Consider the following 25,380-nt stretch of genomic DNA (forward strand, 5'->3'; position numbering starts at 1 on the left):
CAGTTGTTGACATCGCTTCTCACTGGCCAATCCTCGGGACATCCGCCTTTCCCGTGGCCATTCAGCTGACTTGTTCGGGCGGTACCGATTCCGTATTGGCCTCGGGCCCGAGTTCAGTGGAGGCGGGACCAGTCCTGCCAAGTGGCCAGCGCCTTGCTCGTCTCGAGGTCCGGTCGGGCCCAGGCGGCATGGCAGAGTGTGCGAGCAGCGTCCAGTAGCTGCGTTCGGGTCGGCATGGTGCTGCTTGGTGGTCGCAGAGTCAGGTCATGATTGGATGCGGATACCGTCCACCCGGCGCAGATCCATCGATACCCGTCGTGGGTCACAGATTCTCTGGTGTGAAATAGCTCCTGCAGGTCGAGCCCGAGGTAGGTGGGGCGATGAGGGGGCGGGGCGATCAGCAGGTCACGTAGTGTCGTGATTCCCGTCAGGACGAGCAGGCTGGGCAGCCCCATTCGATTGCCGCCGGCGATATCGGTATCCAGGGAGTCACCGATTACCAGGTGGGGGCCGCTGGTGCGTGACAAGGCTTCCTGGTAGATCGGCTCGTAGGGCTTGCCTGCAAATTCAGGAGTTGCGCCGGTGGCCAACCGGACCGCTTCGGCCAATGCGCCGTTGCCGGGCGCGATTCCGCCTTCACGGGGAACCGCGATATCGCTGTTGGTGACGATCCACGGAACGCCACGCCCGACCGCGTACGCCGCTTCGGCCAATTGGCGCCAATCGACATCGGGTGCGAAGCCCTGGACGACGAGATCGGGGTCGTCGTCGGCCTTGTGGACCGGTGTCAGGCCGTGTTCCCACAGCGCAGTCTTCATGGCTACGCCGCCTACCATCAGTGCTCGTGCCCCGGGAATCCGCCGGGCGGCCAACGCTGCTGCGGCGTGGGCGGACGTCACGACGTCGCGCTCAGTGGTGGGCAGGCCGAGTTCGGTGACCAGTGCGGCGACCTCGTGCGGGGTGCGGGAGGCGTTGTTGGTCAGGAACAACGTTCGGAGCCCGGCCGAGCGCGCTGAGGTCAACGCATCCACGGCGCCGGCCACGGGCGTTGTGCCGTGATAGACAACTCCGTCGAGATCGATCAGCGCGCTCGCGAAGCGCTGCGCCAACGGCAGTCTCGTCCAGGCTGGCTGCTGCTCTTGCGGCATGGATCCCCCAATCAAAAGCCTTGTACCTCAACACATTACGTGGTGTCCGCAGCTGCCTTCGCTTGCTTGGTTGCATCCGCTCGGGTGGAGCGACCCTGCCGATAACCGTTGACGACCTCTTTCAGGATGGCCAACTTCGCCGGCACCGGATTGCCCGGGTGCCAGGCGATGCCGAAGGTGCATTCGGTGAGGTCTTCGACGTCGAGGTAGCACAGGTCGGGTCGGGGGTAGAGATCGGCGGCGACTGCTGGAACGAAGGCGACTGTGCCGCCGAGCGAGACGGTGGACAGCACCGACTCGAAGCTCGAGCCCGGGTGTGCGGCATAGCGGACCTGGGAGCCGTCCGGGCGCGGATTCACCGACCAGAAGTCGTGGCCTGCTCGGAACGTCGGTGATACCAGGCTGATCACCCGATGCTCGGCGAGATCGGTCAGCTCCAGCGACGAACGCACGGTCAGCGGATCGGAGCTCGCGATGCACGCCAGACGTGGTTCGACAGCGAGTGGTTCGCAGTGCAGGTCGTTGGGCACCGGAAAATGAGCGAAGGCCGCGTCGATCTCACCCGATTGCAAGGCCAGGAGTTGATCGCTGAATCGATCCAGCACTCGAACGTCCGGACCGAGATCGGGGTGCAGTTCAGTCAGCGCCGCGATGATGCTGCGGGTCGAATCCAGCGCGGTGAAACTCTCGCACACCCCGAGCCGAAGACGTTCGGAGCCAGAGGTCATGCGACGTGCGATATTGCGCAGCTCATCGGCGGCATCCACCACGCTGCGGGCTGTGGGCAACACAGCGCGCCCCGCGGCGGTCAGTTCGACCCGGCGGCTGGAACGATGGAACAGTGCGACGCCGAGGCGCTCCTCGAGGGAGCGGATCTGCTGGCTGAGGGCGGGTTGGGTCAGATACAGCCGACGCGCGGCGCGACCGAAGTGAAGTTCCTCGGCGAGGGTCAGCAGCAGTCGCAGCTGATGAGCGGTCGGATCGTCGATGCTGGCCAGACGGAGCTCGGATTGATCAATAATCGACACATTATCAAATTACACCGATTCTAATCGTTGCGCCATTGCTGGTCGGTGTGCCCGCCTGGCAGGCTGTTGATACGGAAGGTCGGACATCATGAGATGCCGACCGACCGCCGGATCGAACGCAGGCTGTGCGGTAAGCGGTTCGAATCGGGTCAACGGGGACCGAGAATCACAGGTATCTCCCGGCGTACTGGGGGGGGATTTTGAGTTTGGAGAGTGGCTGCTGCCATGTCTGTGGAGACCGACATTTCGCGCAAAGTTCTGGAATTTTTACACCGATATCAACGTGTCCATCAGTCTGGCGAGGGGGTTCCCACAACGACGGATCGAATCGGTGAAGCCTACGAGAATCGTAAATCGAAGATTGATTCTTTCGTCCGTCGCAACGAGCCCATTCATTTTGTGATACCAGCGTTTCCAGCGAAGTCGCCGAATCGTAGTAAGGTGCTGGGGTCGACTCCGGATCTGGGGGAGAATATAGCACTCGGATTCTTGCAGTCGCTGTGTGACTACGTCGGCCACTTCTATTCGCCGGGAGCACGTATCACTATTTGTTCGGACGGTCATGTATTCGGCGACGTGGTCGGTGTATCCGACATTCTTGTGACCGAATATCGCGATGAAATCGAGAAGCTTGTCGCCACCGCGGGGTGGATGTCGCTGGACATTTTCGGATTAGACGATGCTTTTGGTAGCCGGGACTACCCGAAGCTGCGCGACGTGCTCGAGTGTGACTACTCCGACTCGCTCGAAGAATTGAAGGAAAGCATTCGCACCGACGCTGCTACGCGCGCGCTCTTCGATGGTATTCATCGCTTCATGTTCGAGGATGCGATGAGTGCGTGCGAGGGCGATTTCTCGAAAACGAAGATTCGCAATAAATCGAAGGCAAGTGCCTATCAGACCATTCGGCGTAGTAATGCATGGAGTCGCGTGGTATCGGAACATTTCCCCGATGCGCTCCGGTTGTCGATTCACCCGCAGCCGCCGCATTCGGAGAAGTTCGGGCTGCATCTGGTGGGAACAAGCGACAGTTGGCTCACCCCGTGGCACGGTGTCGTGCTCGACGACGGCGTCCACCGCCGACTCGTAAAGCGTTGGAAAGCAGAAGAACTCGGGGCGACCATGGTCTCGCGGCACAACCGCCCGAGTCATTTCGTCGCACCACAGATCGCTGCGGATCCTAAGGAGGAACTTTCGGCATGAAGGTCTCACATAACCCTCTGCGACCATTCGGTCGCGTGGTCGAGGCATACGGTGACGCGCAGATCTCCGATATTCCGGTCGAGACCTTGGCCCGATGGGCCGTGGAGTCGCGTGTGCTGGTGCTACGCGGCTTCTCGTTGCTGGAAACACAGGAATTCGCCGACTACTGCCGACGTTGGGGCGATGTGCTCGAATGGGAGGTCGGCGAAGTCGTCGACCTCGTCGTTCAGGACGACCCGAAGAACTATCTCTTCGCAAGCGGCGATGTGCCGTTCCATTGGGACGGCGCCTTCGTAGAATCGGATCCACGATGGTTTTTCTTCCAGTGTCTAGATGCGACTCCAGATGCCGGTGGTGAAACCGTATTCTGCGACACCACTGCCGTGTATCGAGATGTCGACGATGCGACTCGAAACGTGTGGTCGAAGATCAGCCTGACCTACTCGACAGAAAAGCTGGCACATTACGGGGGCGAGGTCACCGAGCAACTTGTCTCGCAGCATCCGGCGACCGGCCTTCCGGTGCTTCGTTTCGCTGAACCGCTGGATCCGAACGTCTATAAGAACCCAGTCTCGGTCACCGTGGACGGTGTCGAGAATGATGCGCAGGAGCTATTCGTGAAGGGGCTGTCCGAGCGCTTGCACCGCCGCGAATACTGCTACGACCATGCCTGGCAGAAAGGCGATATCCTCATCGCCGACAACTTCTCGCTCGTGCACGGACGAAACGCGTTCAGTGGGCCGACGAATCGGCACCTGCAACGTGTCGAAGTGATCTGATATGGGTAGGTCTATCGGAATTGTCGGGGCAGGCATATCCGGTCTGCATCTCATACTCAGGCTGCAACAACTCGGAATCGAAGCGACCCTTTATACACGCCAGAATCCGGACGAGATCCGAAGCGGCCCGCCGCTGAATTTCGTCACCCGTTTCGGATCCACCAGGGAACGGGAAAATTCGCTCGGCATCACTGATTGGTCGTCGAGCGAATTCGACAACGCGTGGATGCACATGCGAATCGACGGTAAACAATCACTTGCCCTTCGGGGCGCGTTGCCGCGACCGGCCAGCTCCGTCGACTTCCGGATGTATCTGGCCGGGCTGCTCGAATCGGTGATCGGGCGCGGCGGGACCGTGGTGCAGAGCCGACCGGCCGACGGCCGCGATCTCGCCGACCTCGCCGCGAACCACGACCTGCTGATCGTCGCGGCGGGGCGCGGTGAGCTGCAGCAGGTGTTTCCCCGTGATCCGGCGCGTTCGCCGTTCCGGGTGGCGCCCAGAGTTCTTGCGGGCGGACTGTTCCAGGGCATTGCGCCGCCGGAACCGCCTGGCATGAGCATGAACATGGTCCCGGGGGTCGGGGAGATCCACGCGCCGACCTTCCATTCCTTCGACGGGCGAGTAACAGCTGTGCTGATCGAGGCGGTACCTGGTGGGGTATTCCAGCCCGTGACTGGGCCTGAGCATCGCGACGATCCCGAACTGTTCGCAAAGCGGGTACTCGACCTCATCACTACCTATGCGCCCTCACTACGCGAGCGCGTCGATTACACCGAGTTCGGTCTGACCAGGCCGATCGATGTCATGCAGGGCGCGTTGGTGCCCACGGTCCGGCGCGGGTGGGCCGAAATGGGCGAAGGCCGGCATGCCCTGGCGATCGGCGACGCGTGGATCGTGAACGACCCGCTCACCGCTCAGGGAGCCAATCTCGGTTCGGCGCAGGCCTTTCAGGTCGCGCAAGCACTGGCATCGCACCGCGGTGCCTTCGACGCGAACTTCTGTATGGCGCTGTCCGAAAAGTTGTGGGCGACGGCGCAACCGGTCGTCGACTGGACCAACATGTTTCTCGGTGCTCCGGCGCCACAGGTCCTCTCACTTCTCACCGCCGCGTCCGGTGACCAGCGCATCGCCGACGCGTTCATCGCGAATATGGATGATCCACCAGCGATGTGGCACAGCATCAGCATGCCCGAGCACACCGCGGCATTCATCGAAGCGGCTCAGTCGACGAGGAGCAAGCAGTGACAGTGAACGTCGGATTGGTGTGGGACGCCGTCGGATCCGTCGACGGCGGGCGTGGCTTGCTCGACCTGGCTCGCACGCACGGGCTGGATGCCTTCCTGGTCTTCGACCACTTGATCAACGCCTTCCCCAGCCAGGCATGGGATATCGACTTCACCTACCTGGCGTCGCAGGCGCCGAGCCCGGACCAATGCCTCGACTTCGCCACAGTGCTGGGCAACTTCGCACCACAAGCGGGGCCGGTCCAGCTTGTAATCGGTGTCACCGACGCGAATCGACGCCACCCCGCGGTTCTGGCGCAGACGGCATTGACGCTGGCGCAGTTCACCGAGCGCCCGCCGGTGCTCGGCATCGGAGCAGGCGCGTTGGAGAACCTCCAACCCTACGGACTACCGCACGATCGCCGAGTCGACCGGGTGGAGGAGGCGCTGCAGATCCTGCGAATGCTGCTCGGAGGACCCGGCCCGCACGATTTCCGAGGCAAACACTTCACCCTGGATCAAGCATTGATGGGTCTGCGGGCTCCGGCAGGTTGCGAGCCACGGCTCTGGGTCGGCGGCAGTCGTCACCGGATGCTCGCCCTGACCGGCAGATACGCGGATGGGTGGCTGCCGGCGGAACTCATGGTGCCAGACGAGTACACGCGCCGATTGCGGGTCGTCCGGCAGGCAGCCGAGACCGCAGGCCGGGATCCGGCGACGATCGTCGCCTCCGGCGGGGTGCCTATCGTGGTCGCCGAAACCGATGAAGCAGCCCATGCGCTGTTGGACTCTACCGCCATCCGGTTTCTCGCTCTGCACGCCGGAGCCGACGCGTGGGCCGCGCACGGTGCCGAGCACCCCTTCGGCACTGGCTACCAGGGGCTCAAGGATCTGTTGCCGCACATGCTGACGCGCGAGGACGTCCAGCAGGCAATGTCCGTGATCCCGGACGGGGTCGTGGCAGATCAGGTACTCGTCGGGAGCAGACAGACCGTGCTCGACCGAATAGGCGAGCTGGTCGAGGCGGGTCTGCAACACCCGATGCTGATCCCGGTGTCGGCCATGGCTTCGCCGGAGGCAGCAGCGTTCACCCTCGAGTCGGTGGCATGGCTGACTCGCGAACTGCGTGCTCCCGTACAGATCGGAGAGATCACCGTATGACCACCATCGGCATTGTCGGCACGGGAATTTCCGGGCTGCAGCTCGCCCTGCGGCTACAGCAACTCGGGATCGAGGTCGTGGTCTACTCCGCTCAGGAACTCGACCAGCTCGCCACCGGGCGACCTCGCAACTTCCCCGCCCGATTCGGCCCCACCCAGCAACGAGAACGCCAGCTCGGAGTCTTCGACTGGGACACCGCCGACGCCCAGGTATGCCGCTGGGATGTCACCGTCGGCGCAGGTGATCACACACTGGCATTCCACGGGGAGCTGCTGCCCCCGTCGAGCGTCGTGGACTTTCGGCTCTACCTGCCGCACCTGTGCGCCAGGTTCGCCGAGCGGGGCGGAAAAGTCATCGTCGGAGAACGACCGATCACCGAAGTGGCCGAGCAGCACGACCTGGTCGTGGTGGCCAACGGCGATCGCTCGATGCGAGAGTTGTTCCCGCGTGACGCATCGCGCTCGGTGTTCGATGCTCCCCAGCGGATCCTCTGCAGCGGCTTGTACCGCGGAATCAGCGAGGACACACCACAATCGCTGGACCTGTGCCTGATCCCCGGTATCGGGGAGATCTTCCGTATCCCGTTCCTGACACCACAGGGCCGCGCTGATGTGCTCGCGTTCGAAGCTGTTCCCGGCGGACCGCTCGAACCGATCTCCCGGGTCGATCCCGCCGTCGAACCCGTGAGGTTCTACCGCGACGTCCTCGCACTGCTCGGCGAATTCGCGCCCGGACTGCGAGAACGTGTCGATGGCCAGGATTTCACGCTCATCGGACCCGGCGAGCTGGCGCAGGGCAGTGTGACACCGATGGTCCGCCACGGCTGGGCAACCTTGCCGAACGGCAAGTGCGCCATCGCGATCGGCGACGCGTGGATTACCAATGACCCATTGACGGCGCAGGGTGCGAATCTCGGTTCACACACAGCGTTCGCACTCGCCGACCTGCTTGTGGCGCAGGCAGGCGGATACGACGAGACGTTCTGCCGGGCCGCCTCAGAGCAGCTGTGGACGCATGCCCGCAACGTTGTCGACTGGAGTGCCGCGTTTCTCGGGCCTGCGCCGGCGCACACCACCGCACTGTTCGCGAGGGCTGCCGAGGACAAACGGATCGCCGAAGCGTTCATCAACAACTTCAACGACCCGGTCGCGATGTGGCAGAGCTTGGCCGGGCCCCGGGGAACCGAGTCGTTCCTCGCCGAATACATCGAGGAGTGACATGACCAACTTGGACATCGAGATCGACGACAAAGGGATTCTGATTCCGGAAGCCGACCAGACCGCAGTCACCCTGCTCGACGGACTCGCACATATCCGCGTCCCGGGTAAGGCGACCCGGGACTCCTTCACAGTGGTGGAGCACATCGGTCAGCGCGGATACAACACCCCGCTGCACTACCACCACATCGAGGACGAGGTGTTCATGGTGCTCGACGGTGCGCTGCGCATGGTCTGTGACGGCCAGGAGCAGCTCGCCGAGGCAGGGACGACGATGGTCATCCCACGGATGGTCGCCCACGGATTCGTCGCGATCTCGAACGAGGTCAGGTTCCTCACCATTCACTCGACGCCGGACTTGGGCAACAAACCCCAGTTCGACCTGTTCCTCGCAGCCGAGATGCCTCCGGCGCAGGCGACCCGGATGCCGACCGAGGAAATCGGCCCCGATCTCGACCACATCATTTCGCTCGGTACCACCTACGGGTATAGCTACGCCGGTCCTGCGCCGACGCCCTAGCGCCGGGCCCTTGCCCATCAACCAATTCCTACTCGGACAGAGAAGAGAACCATGCGGTTGAGTCTCGCATCACTTGTATTGTGCGTCTTCGGCATCACCACCGGTGAGTTCGTCATCGCGGGGATCCTGCCCGATGTCGCCTCCGATCTGGACGTGTCCATCCCGGCCGCGGGACTCCTTGTCACGGCCTACGCCATCGGAATGATCATCGGTGGGCCGACACTGACCGCGCTCACCACGCGGTTTCCCCGCAAGCCCCTGATGGTGACGCTGCTGGTGGTCGCCGTCGTGGGCAATATCGCATCGGCGCTCGCACCCGCGTACGAGGCCCTGTTCGCAGCCCGGATCCTCACCGCGCTGGTGACATCGACCTTCTTCGCCAACGCGATCGTCACCGCGGTGTCGACAGCACCGGAAGGAAAGCAGGCCTCGACGGTGTCGAAGCTGGTCTTCGGCATGAACATGGCGATGATCCTGGGCGCGCCACTGGGCACGTTCATCGGCTCCCAGTACGGATGGCGTGCCACCTTCGCCGCGGTCGCCGCGGTCTGCGCGCTCGGGTCGCTGCTGGTGATCCGGCTGGTCCCCGCGGTGGCGAACGCAGGCGGGTCCGCGATGGCCGAGATGCGGGTATTCCGCAGTCGTGATGTGCAATTGGCGATCGCGATCACCGCGATCGCCAATGCCGGAGTGCTGATGGTGTTCACCTACTTCTCGCCGCTGCTGACCGATGTCAGCGGCTTCACCAGTGGTTCGGTCGCCGGCTGGCTGCTGGTCTACGGTGTCGGCGCGACCGTGGGCAATCTCATCGGCGGCCGCCTGTCGGACCGTGCCCTGATGCCTTCGCAGATCGGGTTGCTGACCCTGTTGACCGCAGCGCTCGCGCTCATGTGGCTGGTCAGCACCAACGTTGTGCTCATCGCGGTGATGGTGTTCGCCCTCGGCGCACTGGGCTTCTCGGTGATCCCCGGAATGCAGTCACGGGTGCTGAGCACCGCGGCGGCGGCGCCGACACTGGCCATGGCGGTGAACGCGTCGGCCTACCAGCTCGCGGCCGCCTTCGCGGGCTGGCTCGGCGGGCGGGTCATCGACAGCAGCGGTCTTCGATCGGTGTATCTGGTCGCAGCGGCCGTCACCGTCGCCGGAATCGCCCTGAGCGGAGTGGCGTGGTACCGCGATCGCCTGGCCACCGACGTCGACGACTCGAAAGTGGCTGTGGCATGAGCGGATCATCGAAGGTCAGTGGGCGCGCAACCGTGCTGGTGAGTGGCACCTGGGCCGAGGACAATCTCGGCACACCCGGTCTGGTGTTCATCGAAACTGGCAACGAGCAGGCTGACTATCTGCACGGCCACGTGCCGGGGGCGGTATGGATCGGTTGGTCAGAGTTTCAGGATGATCTGACGCTGGGCCTGATCGGGCCGCACAAATTCGCTGACTTGCTGTCCGCGAAAGGGATCAGCAACGACGACACCGTTGTCATCTATTCCGTGGCCTCCAATCTGCTGGCGGCACTGGTCTATTGGTACTTCACCCACTACCGACACCGGTCGGTGAAGCTCCTCGACGGCGGTCGCCGCAAGTGGGAGTTGGAGAAGCGCCCGCTGGCCACGGACACGTTCGCACCTCACCCAGCGGTCTATCAGGTGCCGACGCCGGACTCGTCGGTGCGTGCCGGACGCGACGACGTCCTCGCCGCGATCGGTGCGACGAGCATCGTCGACGTCCGAACACCGGACGAGTACAGCGGCCTGCTGTTCGCGCCCGCCTTCGCCGGACCTGCCTTCGCCCCCAGGCAACAGCCCGCACGAGGTCGCCCAACGGTCGGGACATATTCCGGGAGCAATCAATCTGCCATGGGACATGGTCGTGAATCCCGACGACACCTTCAAATCCGACGACGAACTGGCGGCGCAGTTCGCCGGGCTCGACGTCGAGGCCGGCGTGATCACCTACTGCTGGGTCGGTGCTCGCTCAGCCCACACCTGGTTCGTACTCCGGGAATTGCTCGGCCACGACGACATCAAGAACTACGACGGATCGTGGGCCGAGTACGGATCGTTGCTCGGTGTTCCGGTCGAGCGCCCTATACAGAAAGGAAGCCAATGACCGTAGGCAATCTCCACGGCAAGGTCGCTCTGGTGACCGGAGCCAACTCAGGTATCGGTGAAGCCGCGGCGAAGATCCTCGCCGCGCGCGGAGCCAGTGTCGTGCTGGCGGCCCGGCGAATCGACCAGCTGGACAGGGTTTGTGCCGAAATCGCCGAACTCGGCGGTAAGGCTGCCAGCATCGCTACCGACGTCACAGTGGACAGCGATCTGGAAAATGCTGTCGCCACTGCGGTAGACCAGTTCGGCGGGCTGGATATCGCGTTCAACAACGCGGGGGCACTCGGCACGATGGGATTTGTCGCCGAGCAGAACCCCAGCACATGGACTGCCGACGTCAACACCGTGCTGACCAGCACCTTCCTGTCGATGCGCCACGAGATCATCGCCATGCAGCGGCGCGGCGGCGGCGTCATCATCAATAACGCCTCACAGTTGGGCGTCGTGGGATTCGGCGCAGGTATCAGCGCATACGTCGCGGGCAAACACGGCGTGATCGGGCTGACGAAGGCCGCGGCTCTCGAATATGCCACGCAGAACATCCGGATCAACGCGGTGGCGTTCGCGTCGGTGGATACGCCGATGTACCGGTCCTCGGTCGGAGCGGACGAGGACACTGCGGCGATGTTCCGTTCACTACATCCACTGGGCCGTATCGCCACTGCTGACGAAGCGGCCTCCTCGGTCGCCTACCTCGCGACAGAGGAAGCGGGATTCTTCACTGGCTCGGTGCTGGTGATGGACGGCGGCTGGACTGCCCAGTGACAGTCGGCCCGTTCCAGCACGAGTCCCGGTTCGGAGTAATGCTGTATCCGGACGAGATTTTTCCAGTTCTGCTCGAACGGATCCGCTGGCTCGAAGAGTTGGGATTCGATCAGGTCTTCCTGCCCGACCACAGCGGCGATCTACGGGATCGACGGGGACGGTGGTTCGACAGCTGGGCGGTGCTGGCCGCCGCAGCGGTGAGCACCCGGCGAATCCGCCTCGGGATGCTTGTCGCGAACCAGATCCTGCGCCCACCGTCACAACTGGCCCAACAAGCCATCACGATCGACCACGCCTCCCACGGTCGCTTCGAACTAGGGGTCGGCGCTGGGCTGTTCGCGTGGGACCACCACAGCGTGGGCGAACATCCTTGGCCGCCCAGGCAGCGGATGCGCCGGTTCACCGACTATGTGGCGATCGTCGACGGCCTGCTGTACGCGCGCGAGGAGACGTTCAGCTACACCGGAGACGAGCTCTGGGTAAAAGAGGTCCCCACAGCTCCTGGTTCGTGGCAGTCACCCCGGTTGCCGCTCATCGTGGGAGGTCAGTCACCCACGGTGCTCCGGGTGGCAGCAGCGACCGCGGACGTGTGGAACACCCATGGTCCGCCCGGCGCCTCCGATATCCAGACCCTGCAGGCTACGGCGGAGCAGACCCACAGAATCGACCACCTCGCCGAAGCAGCCGACCGCGATCCGGCGATGATCCGCCGGTCATACACGATTTTCGGGCCGTGGGATCCGCGCTGGGGTCGACACACTTACGAGGAGATCTTCGACCGTTTCGGTGCGGTAGGGATGACAGATTTCGTCCTGGACTGGCCGGTCCGTTCACAACTCGACGAGTTCGAACGCATCGCGCGGGAGGTGCTGCCCGACCGCCGAACTCGTGGCTGACGCCGACCACCATAGTTCACAGCACTAGGAATTTCGGCATCTCCGCACCTGCGGGGGAGTGTCTTCCCCCGCAGGCGCTCTCAGCGCCCCTGGGACCTGTCGGCCTCGCACCCCCCAAAAAAAGGGTTCCGCTCGGCGGCACAGAGAGTCCGGTCGATCGGCGGTAGCCGGTGGTGACGACGTGGCATACCGGCGACGACTGCATTCGCCACTGCTCGGCCCGGACCTATCGTTTGTCGAGGTCCTGCCAGCCTCGCGCAGCGCCCGCCGATCCATCGAATGGTTGCTTTCCACCATAGTGCCGACGGTGCCGCGGCGGGGGTATGCCCCCGGATCGTCCGATTCCTAAACCTGCCCGTCACGTCTACACTGTGAAACGCCAACCATTAGTTTGCATCAAGCCTGTGCGCGGCCGATTACCCAGTCACGAACGCCCTGAACTCGTTACCAGCGAGCTCGGGGCGTCGTTGCGCGGCTGGAAGGGCCGGACCGGGAAAAGGGGTCAGCGGATCGAATACACACGGCGGGGGATAGGCAGCCTGAGCGCCGATAAGCACACCCACGTCTTCGGGATGCGTCGGGCATCTTCGGGAACCTGCGGAAACGCTGTGCCGACTTCATGACCTCTCAAGCGTTGTCGTGCCCAGCGACGCCCGAACCCCATCGACTCCCTCGCTGGCCTCCCCTAAGGGCAGCCGAGGATCCGACCGGCGAACGCGTCGATGACGAACGCGGTATATACCCACCCTGAGCTGGTGCGCACGTAGGTGAAATCCGCGACATGCAGAAGATCCGGTGCCTCGACTCCGAACCCGCGCTCGACCAGATCCGGTGGCCGCAACGCCGTAGGGTCCGCGATGGTGGTGCGGATCTTCTTGCGTCGGGTCGCGCCGGCCCAGCCGTTCACGCACATCAACCGCTCGACAGCGCAGCGAGCGACTTCGATGCCCTCGCGACGCAGGTGAGCCCACATTTTCAATGACCCGTACAACGCTTCGGGTTTGCGGCGGCCTCGCTCGTCGCGCTCGACGTGGTAGGACGTGAGGACACCGCTGATCGTGGCGCCCCACACCGCCCGCGCCGAAAGCGGTCGTGTGCGCCAGGCGTAGAAGGTTCTCGGGGCGATCTTGACACCATGGCCGGTCAGGACACGACAGATCGGTGCGACCCCGTACTCGTCGCGGTGCGCGAGGATGAACCGGCAGATCACTTCTGTGGCGGGTCGCACTCCCGCGCGAAGAAAGACGTCGCGGCTTTGAGGATCTCGATGGTCTTCTCCAGCTCACGGTTCTTACGCCGCAACGCGTTCAGCTCCGCAGCTGTATCCTCCGAGATAGATTGCGGAGCAACGGGATTCGTTGTTGTTGGTTGTGTTTTGCGGACCCAGTTCCGGACGGTTTCGGGGTTCGCGCCGATCCGTTCGGCGACGGTCTTGATCGCGGCCCATTCCGAGGGGTAATCGCCGCGGTGGTCGACGACCAGGCGGACGGCCTTCTCGCGGACCTCGTCGGGGTAGAACTTCGGCATGGAACTCACCTTCCCAAGGAAGAAGGTGCGCATCAAACCCGGGACGATTCAGTTCGAGAAGGTGTGATGACCCTGTGCACACGGCTGCAGCGATTCGAACAGTTATCGACTCGTTGTGTGTTCCTGCGCGTGGAACGACCTGCGTCAATGCGAAGGTTCGTGGTGCTGGATGGTTCGGAAATGCCGTGCTCGTTCACGCCTACAGGGGGTTGAGTGGTGTCGTTCCGCGTCAATTGGTTTCGCGCAACGTGGCGGTGCCAGAAGCGATCGCCCATCGCGATAGTGATCGTAGCGTCCATCACTGTTAGTGCTGTCGGGATCCTTCCCGGAGCAGCCCAGTCTGCGTACCCTGTCCAGGGCGCAATCCTGCAGGAATACAACGAAGTCGGAGGGTTCGCGTTCTTCGGTGAAGCGACCACCGACGAACGCACAGCGCCGGACGGAGTAGGTAAATATCAGTTCTTCTCCAACACGCACAGGTCAAGTCCAAATGCGTGGTGTATCGGGATGATCTCCGCGTGACCCGATTCGGTCAGGCGGTCAGGGCTGCAGGGTCCTCCTGTTCGTCGGTGGGTTCGGTCAGGCCGCGGGAGCGGGCCAGGACGTCGAGGCCGAGGTAACGGCGGCCTTCGATCCATTCGTCGTGTTGTTCGGCCAGGACAGCGCCGACCAGGCGGATGATCGCGGTCCGGTCGGGGAAGATCCCGACGACGTCGGTGCGACGCCGGATTTCCTTGTTCAACCGTTCCTGTGGGTTGTTCGACCAGATCTGGCGCCAGATCTGTTTCGGGAAGCCGGTGAACGCGAGCAGATCAGCGCGGGCCGCATCCAGGTGCGCGGCGACCTTCGGCAGTTTCTCCGCCAGTGCGTCGAGCATCCGATCATATTGCGCAGCAACCGATTCCGGGTCGGCTTGGTCGAAGACCGAGTGCAGCAGGGTCCGGACCCAGGGCCACGATGTTTTCGGGGTGATCGACATCAAATTGACGGTGTAGTGGGTCCTGCAGCGCTGCCAGGACGCGCCGGGCAGGGTCGCGCCGATCGCGGCAACCAACCCGGCATGCGCATCACTGGTGACCAGCTCGACCCCGGAAAGACCGCGGGCGACGAGGTCGCGGAAGAACGCCAGCCAGCCGGCGCCGTCTTCGCCGGAGGTGACCTGCAAGCCGAGGATTTCGCGGTAACCATCGGCGTTGACGCCGGTCGCGACGAGGGCGTGGACGTTGACCACCCGCCCGTTCTCCCGCACTTTCAACACCAGCGCGTCCGCGGCGACGAACGTGTAGGGGCCTTGGTCGAGGGGTCGGGTGCGGAACGCTTCGACCTGAGCGTCGAGGTCGGCGGCCATGATCGATACCTGCGATTTCGACAACTGGGTGACGCCGAGGGATTCGACGAGTTTCTCCATTCGCCGGGTCGATACGCCGAGCAAGTAGCAGGTCGCGACCACTGAGGTCAGGGCGCGTTCGGCACGTTTACGCCGTTCGAGCAGCCAGTCGGGGAAGTAGCTGCCCTGACGCAGTTTCGGGATCGCGACATCCATGGTCCCGACGCGGGTGTCGAAGTCGCGGTGCCGGTAGCCGTTTCGACTGTTCACCCGGTCTTCGCTGCGTTGCCCGTAGTCGGCGCCGCACATCGTGTCGGCTTCGGCGTTCATGATCGTGTGGACGAAGCTCGACAGCATTTCCCGCAGCAGATCGGGGCTGGCTGCGGCGAGTTGGGTGTCGAAGGGCTTGCTGGGGTCGATACGCTGGATCGAGGTCATCGCGTGAGGTCTCCTTCAAGTGACTTTGGACGGTCTCTTCAAGGGTCACGCGGTGACCTCCCTATTCTCGGCTACGACACGCTCGGAGCTGGGCTGCTCCGATAGTCGGGCCGTACACCACGCTATTGGACGCAACCCACGCACAATGCGATCTATTGGCATCCCAACATCAGCAATGGGCACGCCAACCAGATCGGCGGCGCGATATTGGACAAGTGGGCCGAAACAGGCTATGAGGGTGGCGATCTCGGATACCCGGAGTCGCGCGAGTTCGGTGGTGGCCACGACAGTCGCGGAAACCACTTCCAGCGAGGCGAAATCTATTGGTCGGGCGCGACGGGTGCGCATTCGGTCAAGGGGGAGATCTGGCAGACCTGGGCAGCGACCGACTATGAGAACGGCACCTACGGACTACCGACAACGGACGAATACGACTTCGAAGATGGGAAGAAGCAAGACTTTCAAAGCGGTTCGATCGTCTGGAAACCGTACGGGTTCCCGCCAGACTGGTCAGGAGACGACGATGTCACCTGGACTGGCCAACCCAATTGCGCCACCGATCCTTGCGCTGTCGATGCTCAGGGGTCAGCCAACGTAGATGCGCAGGTCATTCCGATCACGTTGCCAATTGTGTGGGCGCAGGGCATCGCTGAGAGCGCGGAGGTTCCCAACGGGGAGCCTGGACAACCCGATCGGTCCGCATCGGACGTGCCGAGAATGCTCGAATGCGCCGCCTTCGACGCCATGCTGCGGGCCGGCCGGGCTGCGGTCGCGGAGGTGACATGGTGTATAAACGCTGGGCCCACACCTGCAACAGCCAACGAACCGTCACCCCCTGCGACCAAGCCGGAGTCCGCTCCCGCCGTGCCCCAGCCGTCGAGCGCACGATCGACTCCTCCGACAACAGCGTCCACCTCGAGTTCGCCGAGTCGACGGTCCGGGGTTTCGAGCACCATCGCACCGCCAACCTCGGAAAGCCGGCCCGTACAGGGCGAGCCGATCCAGGGTCCTGCTGCCGACATCGCTACACCTCCGGGTGTGCCACAGTTCTGCGAGTCGGTCGGCCCCGACCCGACGGGCCAAGCTGACTGGCATGGAAACTCCACCTACGGCTGCGTCTACCAGGTCAACGTGAACTTCCTGGCAAAGGACAACAAAGGTAACCCGATCGGGTCGATCACCGGAAAATGGGAGCGCAACCTGCTCCTTCAGTACAACAAAACCGACTGGACAGCGAACTCGATCTTCACGGTTACCGGCGTCAGCGGAGTGGGAACCTCGTCATCGATGAAGTTCCAATACAACTGCTTCATCGGCGTTCAGCCGTGCGCCTACAACGGCCCGCGCAGCACGACCTCGCCGGTGAGCTTGAACCGGACGGTCAGCCTGGCTGCCCGCCCGTTCGTCTACACTCAGCCGTCGCAGACGTTGGCGATGGATTCCGATTGGCAGATCGAGATCGTCGCGCCCAACGTTGCACCGGGCGGAGCGTTCGCTTTCGCTCCACAGGTTCGCTGTGACGCCGCGCCATTTCTGCGTAACACGCAGGGATGCACGTTCACCGACGTCATCCCGGTCCTGGACTTCGCAGGACCTACGGCATACGCGGCCTACCGCGCTCATGTCGAGGCTGCGCAGCGATCGGGCTTGCCGGGAGCATTGGGCTCCGGCGCGCTACACCGGGAAACCGACAAAGCTACGATCGATGCTCACAGGCGGGCCTCGTGCGGTGTCGTGACCGGACCACGTCCCACTGGGCAGAGCTGCGATGAGTATCCGATGGCTTCGACTGCGGAAGGTGCGGCATTGAACTCCTACGGCCGGAGTTACACGAACCCTGTTTGCAGTATCAAGGACATCGGCCTGCGTATCGTGTCCGACCCAGGCACAATCCATGTGCCGACAGGTTTCAGCGTATGCAATATCTCCGCCAGCGAGAACTCCGGCGCCGGCTCGATATTGAGCTGGTTCTACACCAAAAACCGAGTTCGTGACGGAGATCCCTTCTATGTCAATGTCAGGGCACGATGATCAATAACCGAAGCACTGCCCGATGGCCGATGTGTGTGGCGTCGCTTGCCTTGATCGCCGGAAGCTCCTTGATCGGGTGTGGCAGCGAGGATCCGCCCGACTCGCCAACATCGCCGACGCCCAGCGCCGTCACCGTCGATCCGTCGTCGGGCTTGGAACCGGGCGCGTCGTGGGGGTTGGAAGCCCAGCGTGTGCCGCGGGCGTCCCTCGGTGCTCCTGTCGTCGTCCTCCCACGATCCGATGACCTCGAGTTCGCGCAGCCGATCACCTTCAACACCTACGACCTCGACGACGGCGATACCGCACTCGCGGCCCACTTTCCGGCCCATCTCGACGGATGCCCGAGCTTCGGCTATGACGCATCCGTCGTCGAAGACAGCAACTTCGTCGACGTCACGCTCGTCCGCGGGCTGCATCGCGGTATGCAACCCTGCGACAGCGCCCAGCGGTCAGCGGACCGAGGCGTGGTTGTCGTCGTCCTGGGCCAACCACTCGGTGACCGCGCTGTTCGCAGCATGATCTGAACACCTGCCCCTTTCGAGGCACAGGAAGGACATTTTCGTGGCGCTGCATTGGCAGACCATCGACCTGAGTTGGCCGACCCTGCATATCGAGCCGGCTGACTACAGTGACGCTCCGATGTTCGACTCGGAAACCTCGGGATCGCTCCTCGGCGTCGCTCGCGATCCCTATGGCAACGAGAACGCTCACCTTTGGCTCGGGTGGACATATGGCCCCGCACAGTTGGGTGTAGAGACCTGCGGTCACGAACCAGCCCTCGATGACCGGGACGAGTGGGAAACGATCGAGCAGGCCACGATCGACCTCGGCCCCACCACAACGCTGACGCGGACCACGCTGTCTTCCATCCGGCCCCCGGAGCTGGACCAGCTTATGGCGCTGCCGACGGGACGACATGGAATCAGGGTCAGCGTCCGAGGCCGCGACGGGCAGCGGTCGGACTTGGCCATCCGAATTCAACTGTGGCCCACCACAGAACCCCGGCCGCTCGAAGTGATCAAGCACGTCGACGGATTCGACTTGGATGTGTTCCTCCGTCGACCCGCCGACGTTGCTCAGCATGGCGAACCGGCGGCCGGAGTCGGCGGCGCTGGTTCGGATGTTGTGCCCTCGCTACCTGTTCGGCCACCGGTATCGACGACGAAGCCGTCGTCACTGACGGCGCAATGGCGGCGTCTGCACAGGATCGTTCACCAGCGATGCACCGAGCGTGGTGTGTGGACATCGCTCGCTCGGCCCAGCGAAGGTGAAAACGCCATCGAACGCGCCCGGACACTCACCGGCGTGCAGTGGCCGGAAGAGCTTCGGGAGTGGTTCGGCCTCCACAATGGCGGCGGAACACGCGAGTTGGTTCCCGGGATGAACTTGATCGGCGTCGCCGAAGTAGCAGCAGTTCATACGATGCAGGTCAGCATCTGGACGGAGATGTCCGCCGACGATTCAGGGGGTCGTTCCCTGACTGACTACGCTGGTGCGCCAGCGAGTTCGGAGGCGGGAATGTTCCTGCGTGAGTTCGTCCCTGTCGCTGAACGCGACGGCACCATGCTCGTCTGCGATACCCGATCCGGTCCGATGCACGGATGTATCACTGAGTTCGGGAAGGACACCGCGGACGCGTACCCACCGAAGTGGGCATCGCTGAGCGCGATGGTTACCGACTTGGGTGACAGCCTCGAGCACGACGCGATCTTCGACAACGCCTACCTGCCTGAGCTCGATGATTCCGGGCTGTCCTGGCATGTCGATCGGCGATAATGAGAGCAGGCGTTCGAAACTCTTCCCGTCTATCGGTCCTTCCCAATCCGCGCGATTTGTCGACTGGCAATGGGGCCATCGATTATAGCAGTTGGAGACCTATCCTCGTTGGTGTGGTTTGGTCAAAGTCTGCATGTACGGCTGGTTTTCAGGCACGGTGTGTTCGTAAGCGGTGGGATCGTGGGTGTCTGGTGGTGGAGGTTGATTGAAAGTGAATGTAAATCGGGTGCTTGGCGTGCAAACGTGCAGGTGAATTGGTGTGCTCCCTTCGCGAGCGGGGATGAGCCTCACTCAATCCGAAGGTGGCGACTGCGTGAAATGTATCTTGCCCCCTTGAGAGGAATCGCCCCCACGGCACAGCGAGCTTGCGGCGCCACGAAGGACTCCGGGGCGGGTTAGAATCACCCCACAGAAACCCCACACGTTTGACCGGAATCAATGCGAATTCATGCGGAACGTTGAGGAGAATCGTTTTGCGAAAATGCCTGGTACTGGGCACTATTGGGCACTGGTGAGTAGGGTCTGGACAACTGGAACGCACGCGAGGTGGTCGCAGGTTCAAATCCTGTCAGCCCGACAGTGAAAACCCCCTCTGACCTCGGTCGGAGGGGGTTGCGATTTTTCGGATATTTGACGTTTTTCGGCCGAATCCCACAGAAACCCCACGTTTTTGAACTCGGCAGCCTGTTGAACATGGGAGCGACCAGCCTCGCGGCGCCCGGTCGCGAGCTCAGCTGTATTCGTCTCACCGTCACGCGGAGGCTTCGTCGGTCTGGAAGCTGAGCTGCTGGTATCACTACGGCGTCGTTCGCCCGCTGCTCTGCTCGGGCCCGTAGATGGTCGGCTGTGTGGGTGTACGTATCTCGGCGCGTAGTTTGCTTCGAGCGGTGTTACGCCAACTGACCAAGCCACGGCAAGCTCCGCTAGCGGCGCGGGATCTGTGGAGGCGATGAATCGGTAGCTCTGGGGAGGCCGGAATGCCGAGTGCTTCCTTAGGGGATGTCGGACTTTACGGTCAATTGTCCAATTCGCTGCGCGTCGGGGCCGTGCGGCAACTACGGTGCCGCGCATGTCTCGCACTCACCGCATACTCTCGGCGGCAGCCCTGGCCGTCGTCCCACTCGCCGCCGCAGCACCGGCCCCGGCGACTCCGGTCGTGAACAAGGTCGTGGTCATCGGTCTCGACGGCACGCTGTGGAGTGAGGTGTCGGCGGCCGAGGCCCCGAACCTCGACCGTCTGGCAGGGGAGGGCACCCTGTCGCGCACCTCCATCGCCCCGCACACCACGATGTCGTGCGTCTCATGGGCGACGGCGCTGACCGGCGTGTGGGACAACAAGCATGGGATTCAGGACAATGGATCCACCTGCAACGCAGGACCTTTCGCCCAGTATCCGACAGTGTTCACGCAGGTGGAACGCGAGCGTCCGGCATTGTCGACGGCCTCCATCGGGACCTGGGACAAGATCGGCATGATCGCGGGCACCGGCAGCCCGCAGGCCGACCGGGTGACCGTCACGCAGATCGACCCCACCGGTGCGGGCGTCTGCGAGACCACCGCCGATTCCAATGCCACCGCGGACGTTGTCTCGGCCATCACCGAGGACGGAACCGATCTGGTGTTCACGCACCTCGATCAGGTGGACATCGTCGGACACACGCTGCGCGGAATCTGGCCGCAGGCCTATCGCGATGCCATCGGCCGCGTCGATGGCCTAGTCGGAAAGATCACTGCCGCGGTCGACGCGCGGGCGGCTTCGCATTCGAACGAGCGGTGGACGATTCTGGTCACCACCGACCACGGGCACAAGCCCGATGGTGGGCATGGTGGGCGGAGCGCTCACGAGACGGCCAGTTTCGTGATCGCGCGCGGAGCGGGGTTCGCGGCGGGGACGCAGAACAACGGGTACACCCTCGCTGACATCACACCGACCGTTCTCGACCTCCTCGATGTCGCGGCTCCCGCGAATCTCGACGGCGAGTCGATGTTTGCCGGCGGCTCGGGCAATCCGGCAGCACCGGTGCCGAATACGCCACCGGTCGACTCCGGGATCACCGGTTCGTCGTCTGGTTCGGCGCAGGCGGCCATGGTGGCGAATCCGTTATGCATCCTGGGGAGCGGATCGGCGAGCGGTTCGTACGAGAAATAGTCACCTCATCTCGGGGTGCGACTCTGCGCTGAGGTGTCCAACCCTGGCGGGGCACGCTGTCCAGCAGCGCGGGTGTAGGGATGCGCCGGATCCCTGAGCGGGGAGTCGGTGTGTTCGCTTTCGACGACGCGTCCGCCCTGTATGACGAGGCAAGATTCGGTCACTTGCCGGACGACGGCCAGATCGTGGGTGATGAACAGGTACGAGATCCCTGTGGTGTCACGAATGTCGGTCCACAGGTTCGGAATCTGTGCCTGGATGGAGACGTCGAGCGCGGCGACGGATTCGTCGAGCACGAGCACCCGCGGATCGGTCGAGTTCCGCAGCGGCGCACTGTAATCCAGGCTCCCGAGTTCCTCCACGAGGGCGCCAACGTCCAACAACGCGGCACGGAAGAGAGATTCGGACACGGCACCGAATCCCGCTGCCGCCTGGCCTTGATGCATTACCGGGCATTGGAAGCAACGCCGGGATCGAGCTGCGGACCCACGCAACGACGCTCTGCAACAGCATCTTCCGCGCCGACGGACCTCGCCATCTCCGATGAGTCCACAGAGCTGCGGTTCGTAGCCCCCTCCGAACTGGATAGCCTCGACATGCACCACACGCAGCGGCTCAGGCTGACCCATTACCTCGCGGGGCGAAGCGCGCCATATCTCGGCTGACGATTCGGCGAAACAACCGCGCGTGAGTGCGCCAGATGGCCGAGCGCATTGCTCGCGACGGTAGAAGCTGCGCGTGTCAGCTGCCCGACCTCGCCACCCGTGAAGGTGGCCGGTGGGCGCGGGTCAGTTCGTGCGGCACTCGGACGTGACACGCGCCCGTTCGGCACATATTCGAGGTGGTCAATCGCTGTGTCCAGTAGCCGATTTCTAACCACTGACAAGTGGGTCTGATCGGCGGCCAGACGACGGGCGGGACACCACCGGAACCTGGCAACAATGGGTACTGAGGTCGGCACTCCCTGAGCGACGTCCGCCATGCGCGGGTGGCGGTGGGATCGGTGCGACGGGTCGTGTGCTCGTGGCGACTGGCTGACGTCCTGGTGCGGCCGATACAGCGGCGTAGGAAACTTGCCGTTTGTTGTGGGCTCAGCGTTGGAGGGCGCGGAGTGCGGGGGCGACCCAGGTCGTGAGGTAGGCGCGCAGTTGTGAACCTTGCCGCGGCGGCCGACCAGGGTCGATGACGAAGGACTGCACGATCCGCAGCATGTGCTCCACGAGTTCATCGAGACGAGCGTCATCGATCCCCGCGCGGCCCCAATCGACAGCGAAGCGTTCGAGAATGGAGCGGCCGAAGGTCAACGCGGTATCGGAGGTGACACCCGGGGAGAATGCGCCCGCGCGGCCAGGGGTCAACAGCAAGCCGAGATACCGGTCGGTGGAGAGGCGTTCGAGGGTGTATGCGATCCCTTCGACCACGGCCTCGGCGGGATCGGTGAGATGGTTCAGATGCTCGGCGAGGACATCGAGAAACCGACCCGTTTCCGTCAGGGCCGTGGCGGTCAGCAAGGCGTCGGCATTGGCGAAATACCGGTACACGGTTTGACGGGTGACGCCGAGGTCGCGGGCAATCTCGGCCATGGTGAAATCCCCGCCGCTGCGTTCGATGGCCGCACGGGCGGCGCCGATGATGCGCGCGATGGCTTCGGTGTCATCGGCCGGGGTGGTCCCCGACCAGCCGTGCGTGCGCATCGATTCCTTCCGGGCCGGTGATCGTGTTCTGCCGACCCTATCGTCTGCGCCGAGGTCGGCGGGCGTCCCGTTCCGTCGAAATTGACCATACAGTTGGATAGATATGTATGGTCTACTCATGACCGCTCAGATCGAACCCGGCGCCACCGGGCTGAACGAGGACCTGACCCGCCGCGCCTTGGGGTTGGTGCTCGACCACACCACCGATATGGCGCACGCTCCGCTGCGGGTGCCGCTGCACTACTACAGCGACCCGAAGATCGCCGAGGTCGAGCAGACCCAGATCCTGCGCCGCACACCGCTGATGATCGTGCCCTCGGCGCGCATCCCCGCACCGAACGACTACGTGGTGCGCACCGTGCTCGAAGATTCACTGTTGGTCACCCGCGACCGTGATGGCACCGCGCATGTGTTTCTGAACTACTGCCGCCACCGCGGCGCGCAACCGGCATGTGGCTCGGGCAACGCCACCCGCTTCACCTGCCCCTATCACGCCTGGACCTACCGCAACACCGGCGAACTGGCCGGGGTGCCCGGCAAAGAGGGCTTCACCGGCATGGACCGCGCCGGCTACGGATTGGTCGAGCTACCCAGCCAAGAACGCCACGGGTTCATCTGGGCAGTGCTCTCTGCCGAGGGCTCGATCGACATCGACGCCCACCTCGGCGCGATGGGACCTGAACTGGCGCAGCTGAACTACGCTTCCTACGGCTACCACGACGAGCGGGAATTCACTTCCGAAGTCAGCTGGAAGGGCGCACTCGAGGCTTTCGCCGAGAGCTACCACTTTCCCTTCGTTCACGGCCAGAGCGTGATCGGCCAGAACACTGTGGCCAACACCTCCACTCACGACGCCTTCGGCCGCCATCACCGTATGGGATTCCCGTTCAACTGGATCACCGCGCTCGAGGCCGATCCGAGCGGATCCTGGGACCCGCTGATGAACATGGGCGTCATCTACTGGGTCTACCCGAACCTGGTGCTGGCCAACAGCCCTGTCGGTGTCGAGATCCTCGACATGCTGCCCGCCGGCGCCCCGACCCGCTGTACCGTCCGCCACAGCTGGATGGCCAAGATCCCGGCCACCACCGACGAGCAACGCGCTGTCTATGACGGCATCTACGCCCAAGTCCATGCCGCGGTCCGCGACGAGGACTTCGCGATGCTGCCTCAATGCGGCGAAGGAGTTCGCCGAGGCCAGCACGATCACATGATCATCGGTCGCAATGAAATCGGTGTCCAGCACATGATCAGAACCCTCGCCGCCGAACTCGGCATCGCACTGGACTAACGGCGAGAGCGGAACACCGATGACGGTGCGGACCTATGCCCACGATCTGCTGCGGTGGTGGAGGGTCTTGTCCGTGCTGGATGTGCGGTGGGATCGTTCGACGCGCGAGGATGTCGAGGCGATGGTGGGATGGATGAGGTCGGCGGTCAACCCGCAACGCCTGCGCTCCGATAACTCTGGATCCCAGCCCGGGTCGGTGAATCTCGAGACCGGGAAGCCGGCGCTATGTGTGGACAGGTCCGCGGTGACAGTGGCCGATTGTGTCGGTGACATCCGGGGCGCGGAAGGGTGAATCAGCCCAGGTCCGGGTGGCCCACCCACTCGACAATCGTCCAGCCCTTCTGCGGGCTGCCCTCGAGGACGACGCGGCCGCCGTTGCGCATCGGATCGGTGCCGAGTTTGCTCTTGTCGGCGTTGTCGGCATTCATCATCGACCAGAACATGATGGTGCCGCCGTGCGAGAAGATCACCGGGTTGGCGCAGCCGCGGCGCTGCACGTCGAGCAGTGCCTGATCGACGCGGCCGTCGAACTCGTTGCCGTCAATGGAGCCTGGAATCCGTGCGCTCAGGTCGCCGGAGAGCCACTTGATCGGCGCCTGTAGGTACCCGGACATCGCCTGGGCCTCCGGGGTGCCCTCGTACTGCCCCGCCTCGATCTCCCGGAAACCGGGCTGAATGTCGAGGCTCAGGTCCTGCTCGGCGACGGTCGGTGCCGCAGTCTGCTCGGTACGCACCATGTTGGACGCGAAGGCGCAGTCGTAATTATTGTCGGCCGGCTGGATGGCCAGATTGTCTGCCTGTGCCCGGCCGCGTGAGGTCAGGTCGGGTCCGGGCACCTTGGTGTCGATCAAGCCGGAGGTGTTACCGAGGGACTCGGCATGGCGCACCAGGGTGATAACCATTTCGCCGCTGCTGCCGGAGCTGCTGCCGGAGTTTCCGAAGTCGATATCGGCGGACGCGACGCCGGCGGTAGCGGTTGTGGCCGCGACCGCGGCCGCCGTCACCGCAATGGACAATCGACGAGATCGGATTCGCATGGGTGGGAATGCCTTTCATCGTGGCGAACGCTAATTCAGGTATGCCGAAGAACCGGAATTC

At 63.6% G+C, this 25,380-nt stretch carries 20 protein-coding genes, 3 pseudogenes and 1 other annotated feature; of the genes and pseudogenes, 15 read left to right on the forward strand and 8 right to left on the reverse strand.

Features of this window, described 5'->3' with window-relative positions; all coding sequences use genetic code 11:
* Nucleotides 1–113 precede the first annotated feature (113 nt).
* Both ACFXKN_RS29145 and ACFXKN_RS29150 read right to left on the reverse strand, forming a co-directional pair.
* Nucleotides 114–1,148: an HAD-IIA family hydrolase gene (locus tag ACFXKN_RS29145; protein ID WP_378968756.1), complete on the reverse strand. Its 1,035-nt coding sequence runs from the start codon at nucleotides 1,146–1,148 to the stop codon at nucleotides 114–116.
* A gap of 35 nt (nucleotides 1,149–1,183) precedes the next feature.
* Nucleotides 1,184–2,176, reverse strand: coding sequence for a LysR family transcriptional regulator (locus tag ACFXKN_RS29150; protein WP_378968765.1), 993 nt, complete (start codon nucleotides 2,174–2,176; stop codon nucleotides 1,184–1,186).
* A 213-nt stretch (nucleotides 2,177–2,389) separates the two neighbouring features.
* Here ACFXKN_RS29150 and ACFXKN_RS29155 point away from each other — a divergent pair, with 213 nt between their 5' ends.
* The 10 genes and pseudogenes from ACFXKN_RS29155 (at nucleotide 2,390) to ACFXKN_RS29200 (ending at nucleotide 12,049) form a co-directional block, all read left to right on the forward strand.
* Entirely contained in the window at nucleotides 2,390–3,379 is a 990-nt protein-coding gene (locus tag ACFXKN_RS29155; protein WP_379434212.1) for an L-tyrosine/L-tryptophan isonitrile synthase family protein, read from the forward strand.
* Nucleotides 3,376–4,158, forward strand: a complete 783-nt coding sequence (locus ACFXKN_RS29160; protein ID WP_378968783.1) for a TauD/TfdA dioxygenase family protein — start codon at nucleotides 3,376–3,378, stop codon at nucleotides 4,156–4,158. Before ACFXKN_RS29155 ends, ACFXKN_RS29160 begins: the two co-directional genes overlap by 4 nt.
* Nucleotides 4,159–4,390: 232 nt before the next feature.
* Nucleotides 4,391–5,404, forward strand: a complete 1,014-nt coding sequence (locus tag ACFXKN_RS29165; RefSeq protein ID WP_378968790.1) for a styrene monooxygenase/indole monooxygenase family protein — start codon at nucleotides 4,391–4,393, stop codon at nucleotides 5,402–5,404.
* The gene (locus ACFXKN_RS29170) at nucleotides 5,401–6,543 is read left to right on the forward strand and encodes an LLM class flavin-dependent oxidoreductase (protein WP_378968797.1); all 1,143 of its coding nucleotides are present in this window, start codon (nucleotides 5,401–5,403) and stop codon (nucleotides 6,541–6,543) included. Before ACFXKN_RS29165 ends, ACFXKN_RS29170 begins: the two co-directional genes overlap by 4 nt.
* Nucleotides 6,540–7,760, forward strand: a complete 1,221-nt coding sequence (locus tag ACFXKN_RS29175; RefSeq protein WP_378968804.1) for a styrene monooxygenase/indole monooxygenase family protein — start codon at nucleotides 6,540–6,542, stop codon at nucleotides 7,758–7,760. The genes ACFXKN_RS29170 and ACFXKN_RS29175 overlap by 4 nt, the downstream gene beginning before the upstream one ends.
* Nucleotide 7,761: 1 nt before the next feature.
* On the forward strand, nucleotides 7,762–8,280 hold the full coding sequence (locus ACFXKN_RS29180) for a cupin domain-containing protein (protein WP_378968811.1): 519 nt from the start codon (nucleotides 7,762–7,764) through the stop codon (nucleotides 8,278–8,280).
* A 51-nt stretch (nucleotides 8,281–8,331) separates the two neighbouring features.
* A complete protein-coding gene (locus ACFXKN_RS29185; RefSeq protein WP_378968816.1) occupies nucleotides 8,332–9,504 on the forward strand; it encodes an MFS transporter in 1,173 nt (390 codons plus the stop codon).
* Nucleotides 9,501–10,389, forward strand: a pseudogene (locus tag ACFXKN_RS29190) (sulfurtransferase). The gene ACFXKN_RS29185 and the pseudogene ACFXKN_RS29190 overlap by 4 nt, the downstream one beginning before the upstream one ends.
* A 32-nt stretch (nucleotides 10,390–10,421) precedes the next feature.
* A pseudogene (locus ACFXKN_RS29195) lies at nucleotides 10,422–11,153 on the forward strand (SDR family NAD(P)-dependent oxidoreductase); the annotation flags it as partial.
* Nucleotides 11,154–11,191: 38 nt separating this feature from the next.
* Complete coding sequence (locus ACFXKN_RS29200; protein ID WP_378968819.1) at nucleotides 11,192–12,049, forward strand: LLM class flavin-dependent oxidoreductase; 858 nt, start codon at nucleotides 11,192–11,194, stop codon at nucleotides 12,047–12,049.
* A gap of 694 nt (nucleotides 12,050–12,743) precedes the next feature.
* On the opposite strand, the pseudogene ACFXKN_RS29205 reads toward ACFXKN_RS29200, so the two are convergent.
* Nucleotides 12,744–13,576, reverse strand: a pseudogene (locus ACFXKN_RS29205) (IS3 family transposase); the annotation flags it as partial.
* Nucleotides 13,167–13,298, reverse strand: a sequence feature (AL1L pseudoknot). Its footprint overlaps the pseudogene before it by 132 nt.
* A 532-nt stretch (nucleotides 13,577–14,108) precedes the next feature.
* Complete coding sequence (locus ACFXKN_RS29210) at nucleotides 14,109–15,341, reverse strand: IS256 family transposase (RefSeq protein WP_378968823.1); 1,233 nt, start codon at nucleotides 15,339–15,341, stop codon at nucleotides 14,109–14,111.
* A 150-nt stretch (nucleotides 15,342–15,491) separates the two neighbouring features.
* Here ACFXKN_RS29210 and ACFXKN_RS29215 point away from each other — a divergent pair, with 150 nt between their 5' ends.
* The gene (locus tag ACFXKN_RS29215; RefSeq protein ID WP_378969182.1) at nucleotides 15,492–17,372 is read left to right on the forward strand and encodes a hypothetical protein; all 1,881 of its coding nucleotides are present in this window, start codon (nucleotides 15,492–15,494) and stop codon (nucleotides 17,370–17,372) included.
* Here ACFXKN_RS29215 and ACFXKN_RS29220 read toward each other — a convergent pair.
* Nucleotides 17,359–17,505, reverse strand: a complete 147-nt coding sequence (locus ACFXKN_RS29220) for a hypothetical protein (protein ID WP_378968826.1) — start codon at nucleotides 17,503–17,505, stop codon at nucleotides 17,359–17,361. The genes ACFXKN_RS29215 and ACFXKN_RS29220 overlap by 14 nt on opposite strands.
* Before the next feature lie 58 nt (nucleotides 17,506–17,563).
* On the opposite strand from ACFXKN_RS29220, the gene ACFXKN_RS29225 reads away from it, so the two are divergent.
* The 3 genes from ACFXKN_RS29225 (at nucleotide 17,564) to ACFXKN_RS29235 (ending at nucleotide 21,297) form a co-directional block, all read left to right on the forward strand.
* A complete protein-coding gene (locus ACFXKN_RS29225; RefSeq protein ID WP_378968831.1) occupies nucleotides 17,564–17,896 on the forward strand; it encodes a hypothetical protein in 333 nt (110 codons plus the stop codon).
* A gap of 994 nt (nucleotides 17,897–18,890) precedes the next feature.
* Nucleotides 18,891–19,148 carry a hypothetical protein gene (locus ACFXKN_RS29230; protein ID WP_379434213.1) on the forward strand — a complete coding sequence of 86 codons (258 nt, stop codon included), beginning with the start codon at nucleotides 18,891–18,893 and terminating at the stop codon, nucleotides 19,146–19,148.
* A gap of 1,069 nt (nucleotides 19,149–20,217) precedes the next feature.
* A complete protein-coding gene (locus ACFXKN_RS29235) occupies nucleotides 20,218–21,297 on the forward strand; it encodes an alkaline phosphatase family protein (RefSeq protein ID WP_378968838.1) in 1,080 nt (359 codons plus the stop codon).
* A 5-nt stretch (nucleotides 21,298–21,302) separates the two neighbouring features.
* Here the strand turns inward: ACFXKN_RS29235 and ACFXKN_RS29240 are convergent, their stop codons facing one another.
* Both ACFXKN_RS29240 and ACFXKN_RS29245 read right to left on the reverse strand, forming a co-directional pair.
* On the reverse strand, nucleotides 21,303–21,707 hold the full coding sequence (locus tag ACFXKN_RS29240) for a hypothetical protein (protein WP_378968843.1): 405 nt from the start codon (nucleotides 21,705–21,707) through the stop codon (nucleotides 21,303–21,305).
* A gap of 681 nt (nucleotides 21,708–22,388) precedes the next feature.
* Nucleotides 22,389–22,991, reverse strand: coding sequence for a TetR/AcrR family transcriptional regulator (locus ACFXKN_RS29245; protein ID WP_378968848.1), 603 nt, complete (start codon nucleotides 22,989–22,991; stop codon nucleotides 22,389–22,391).
* A gap of 118 nt (nucleotides 22,992–23,109) precedes the next feature.
* On the opposite strand from ACFXKN_RS29245, the gene ACFXKN_RS29250 reads away from it, so the two are divergent.
* Nucleotides 23,110–24,282: an SRPBCC family protein gene (locus ACFXKN_RS29250; RefSeq protein ID WP_378968853.1), complete on the forward strand. Its 1,173-nt coding sequence runs from the start codon at nucleotides 23,110–23,112 to the stop codon at nucleotides 24,280–24,282.
* Between the two features lie 293 nt (nucleotides 24,283–24,575).
* Here the strand turns inward: ACFXKN_RS29250 and ACFXKN_RS29255 are convergent, their stop codons facing one another.
* Entirely contained in the window at nucleotides 24,576–25,286 is a 711-nt protein-coding gene (locus ACFXKN_RS29255; RefSeq protein WP_378968856.1) for a histidine phosphatase family protein, read from the reverse strand.
* Between the last annotated feature and the right edge of the window lie 94 nt (nucleotides 25,287–25,380).

Source organism: Nocardia sp. NPDC059195, assembly GCF_042754695.1.
Lineage (GTDB): Bacteria > Actinomycetota > Actinomycetes > Mycobacteriales > Mycobacteriaceae > Nocardia.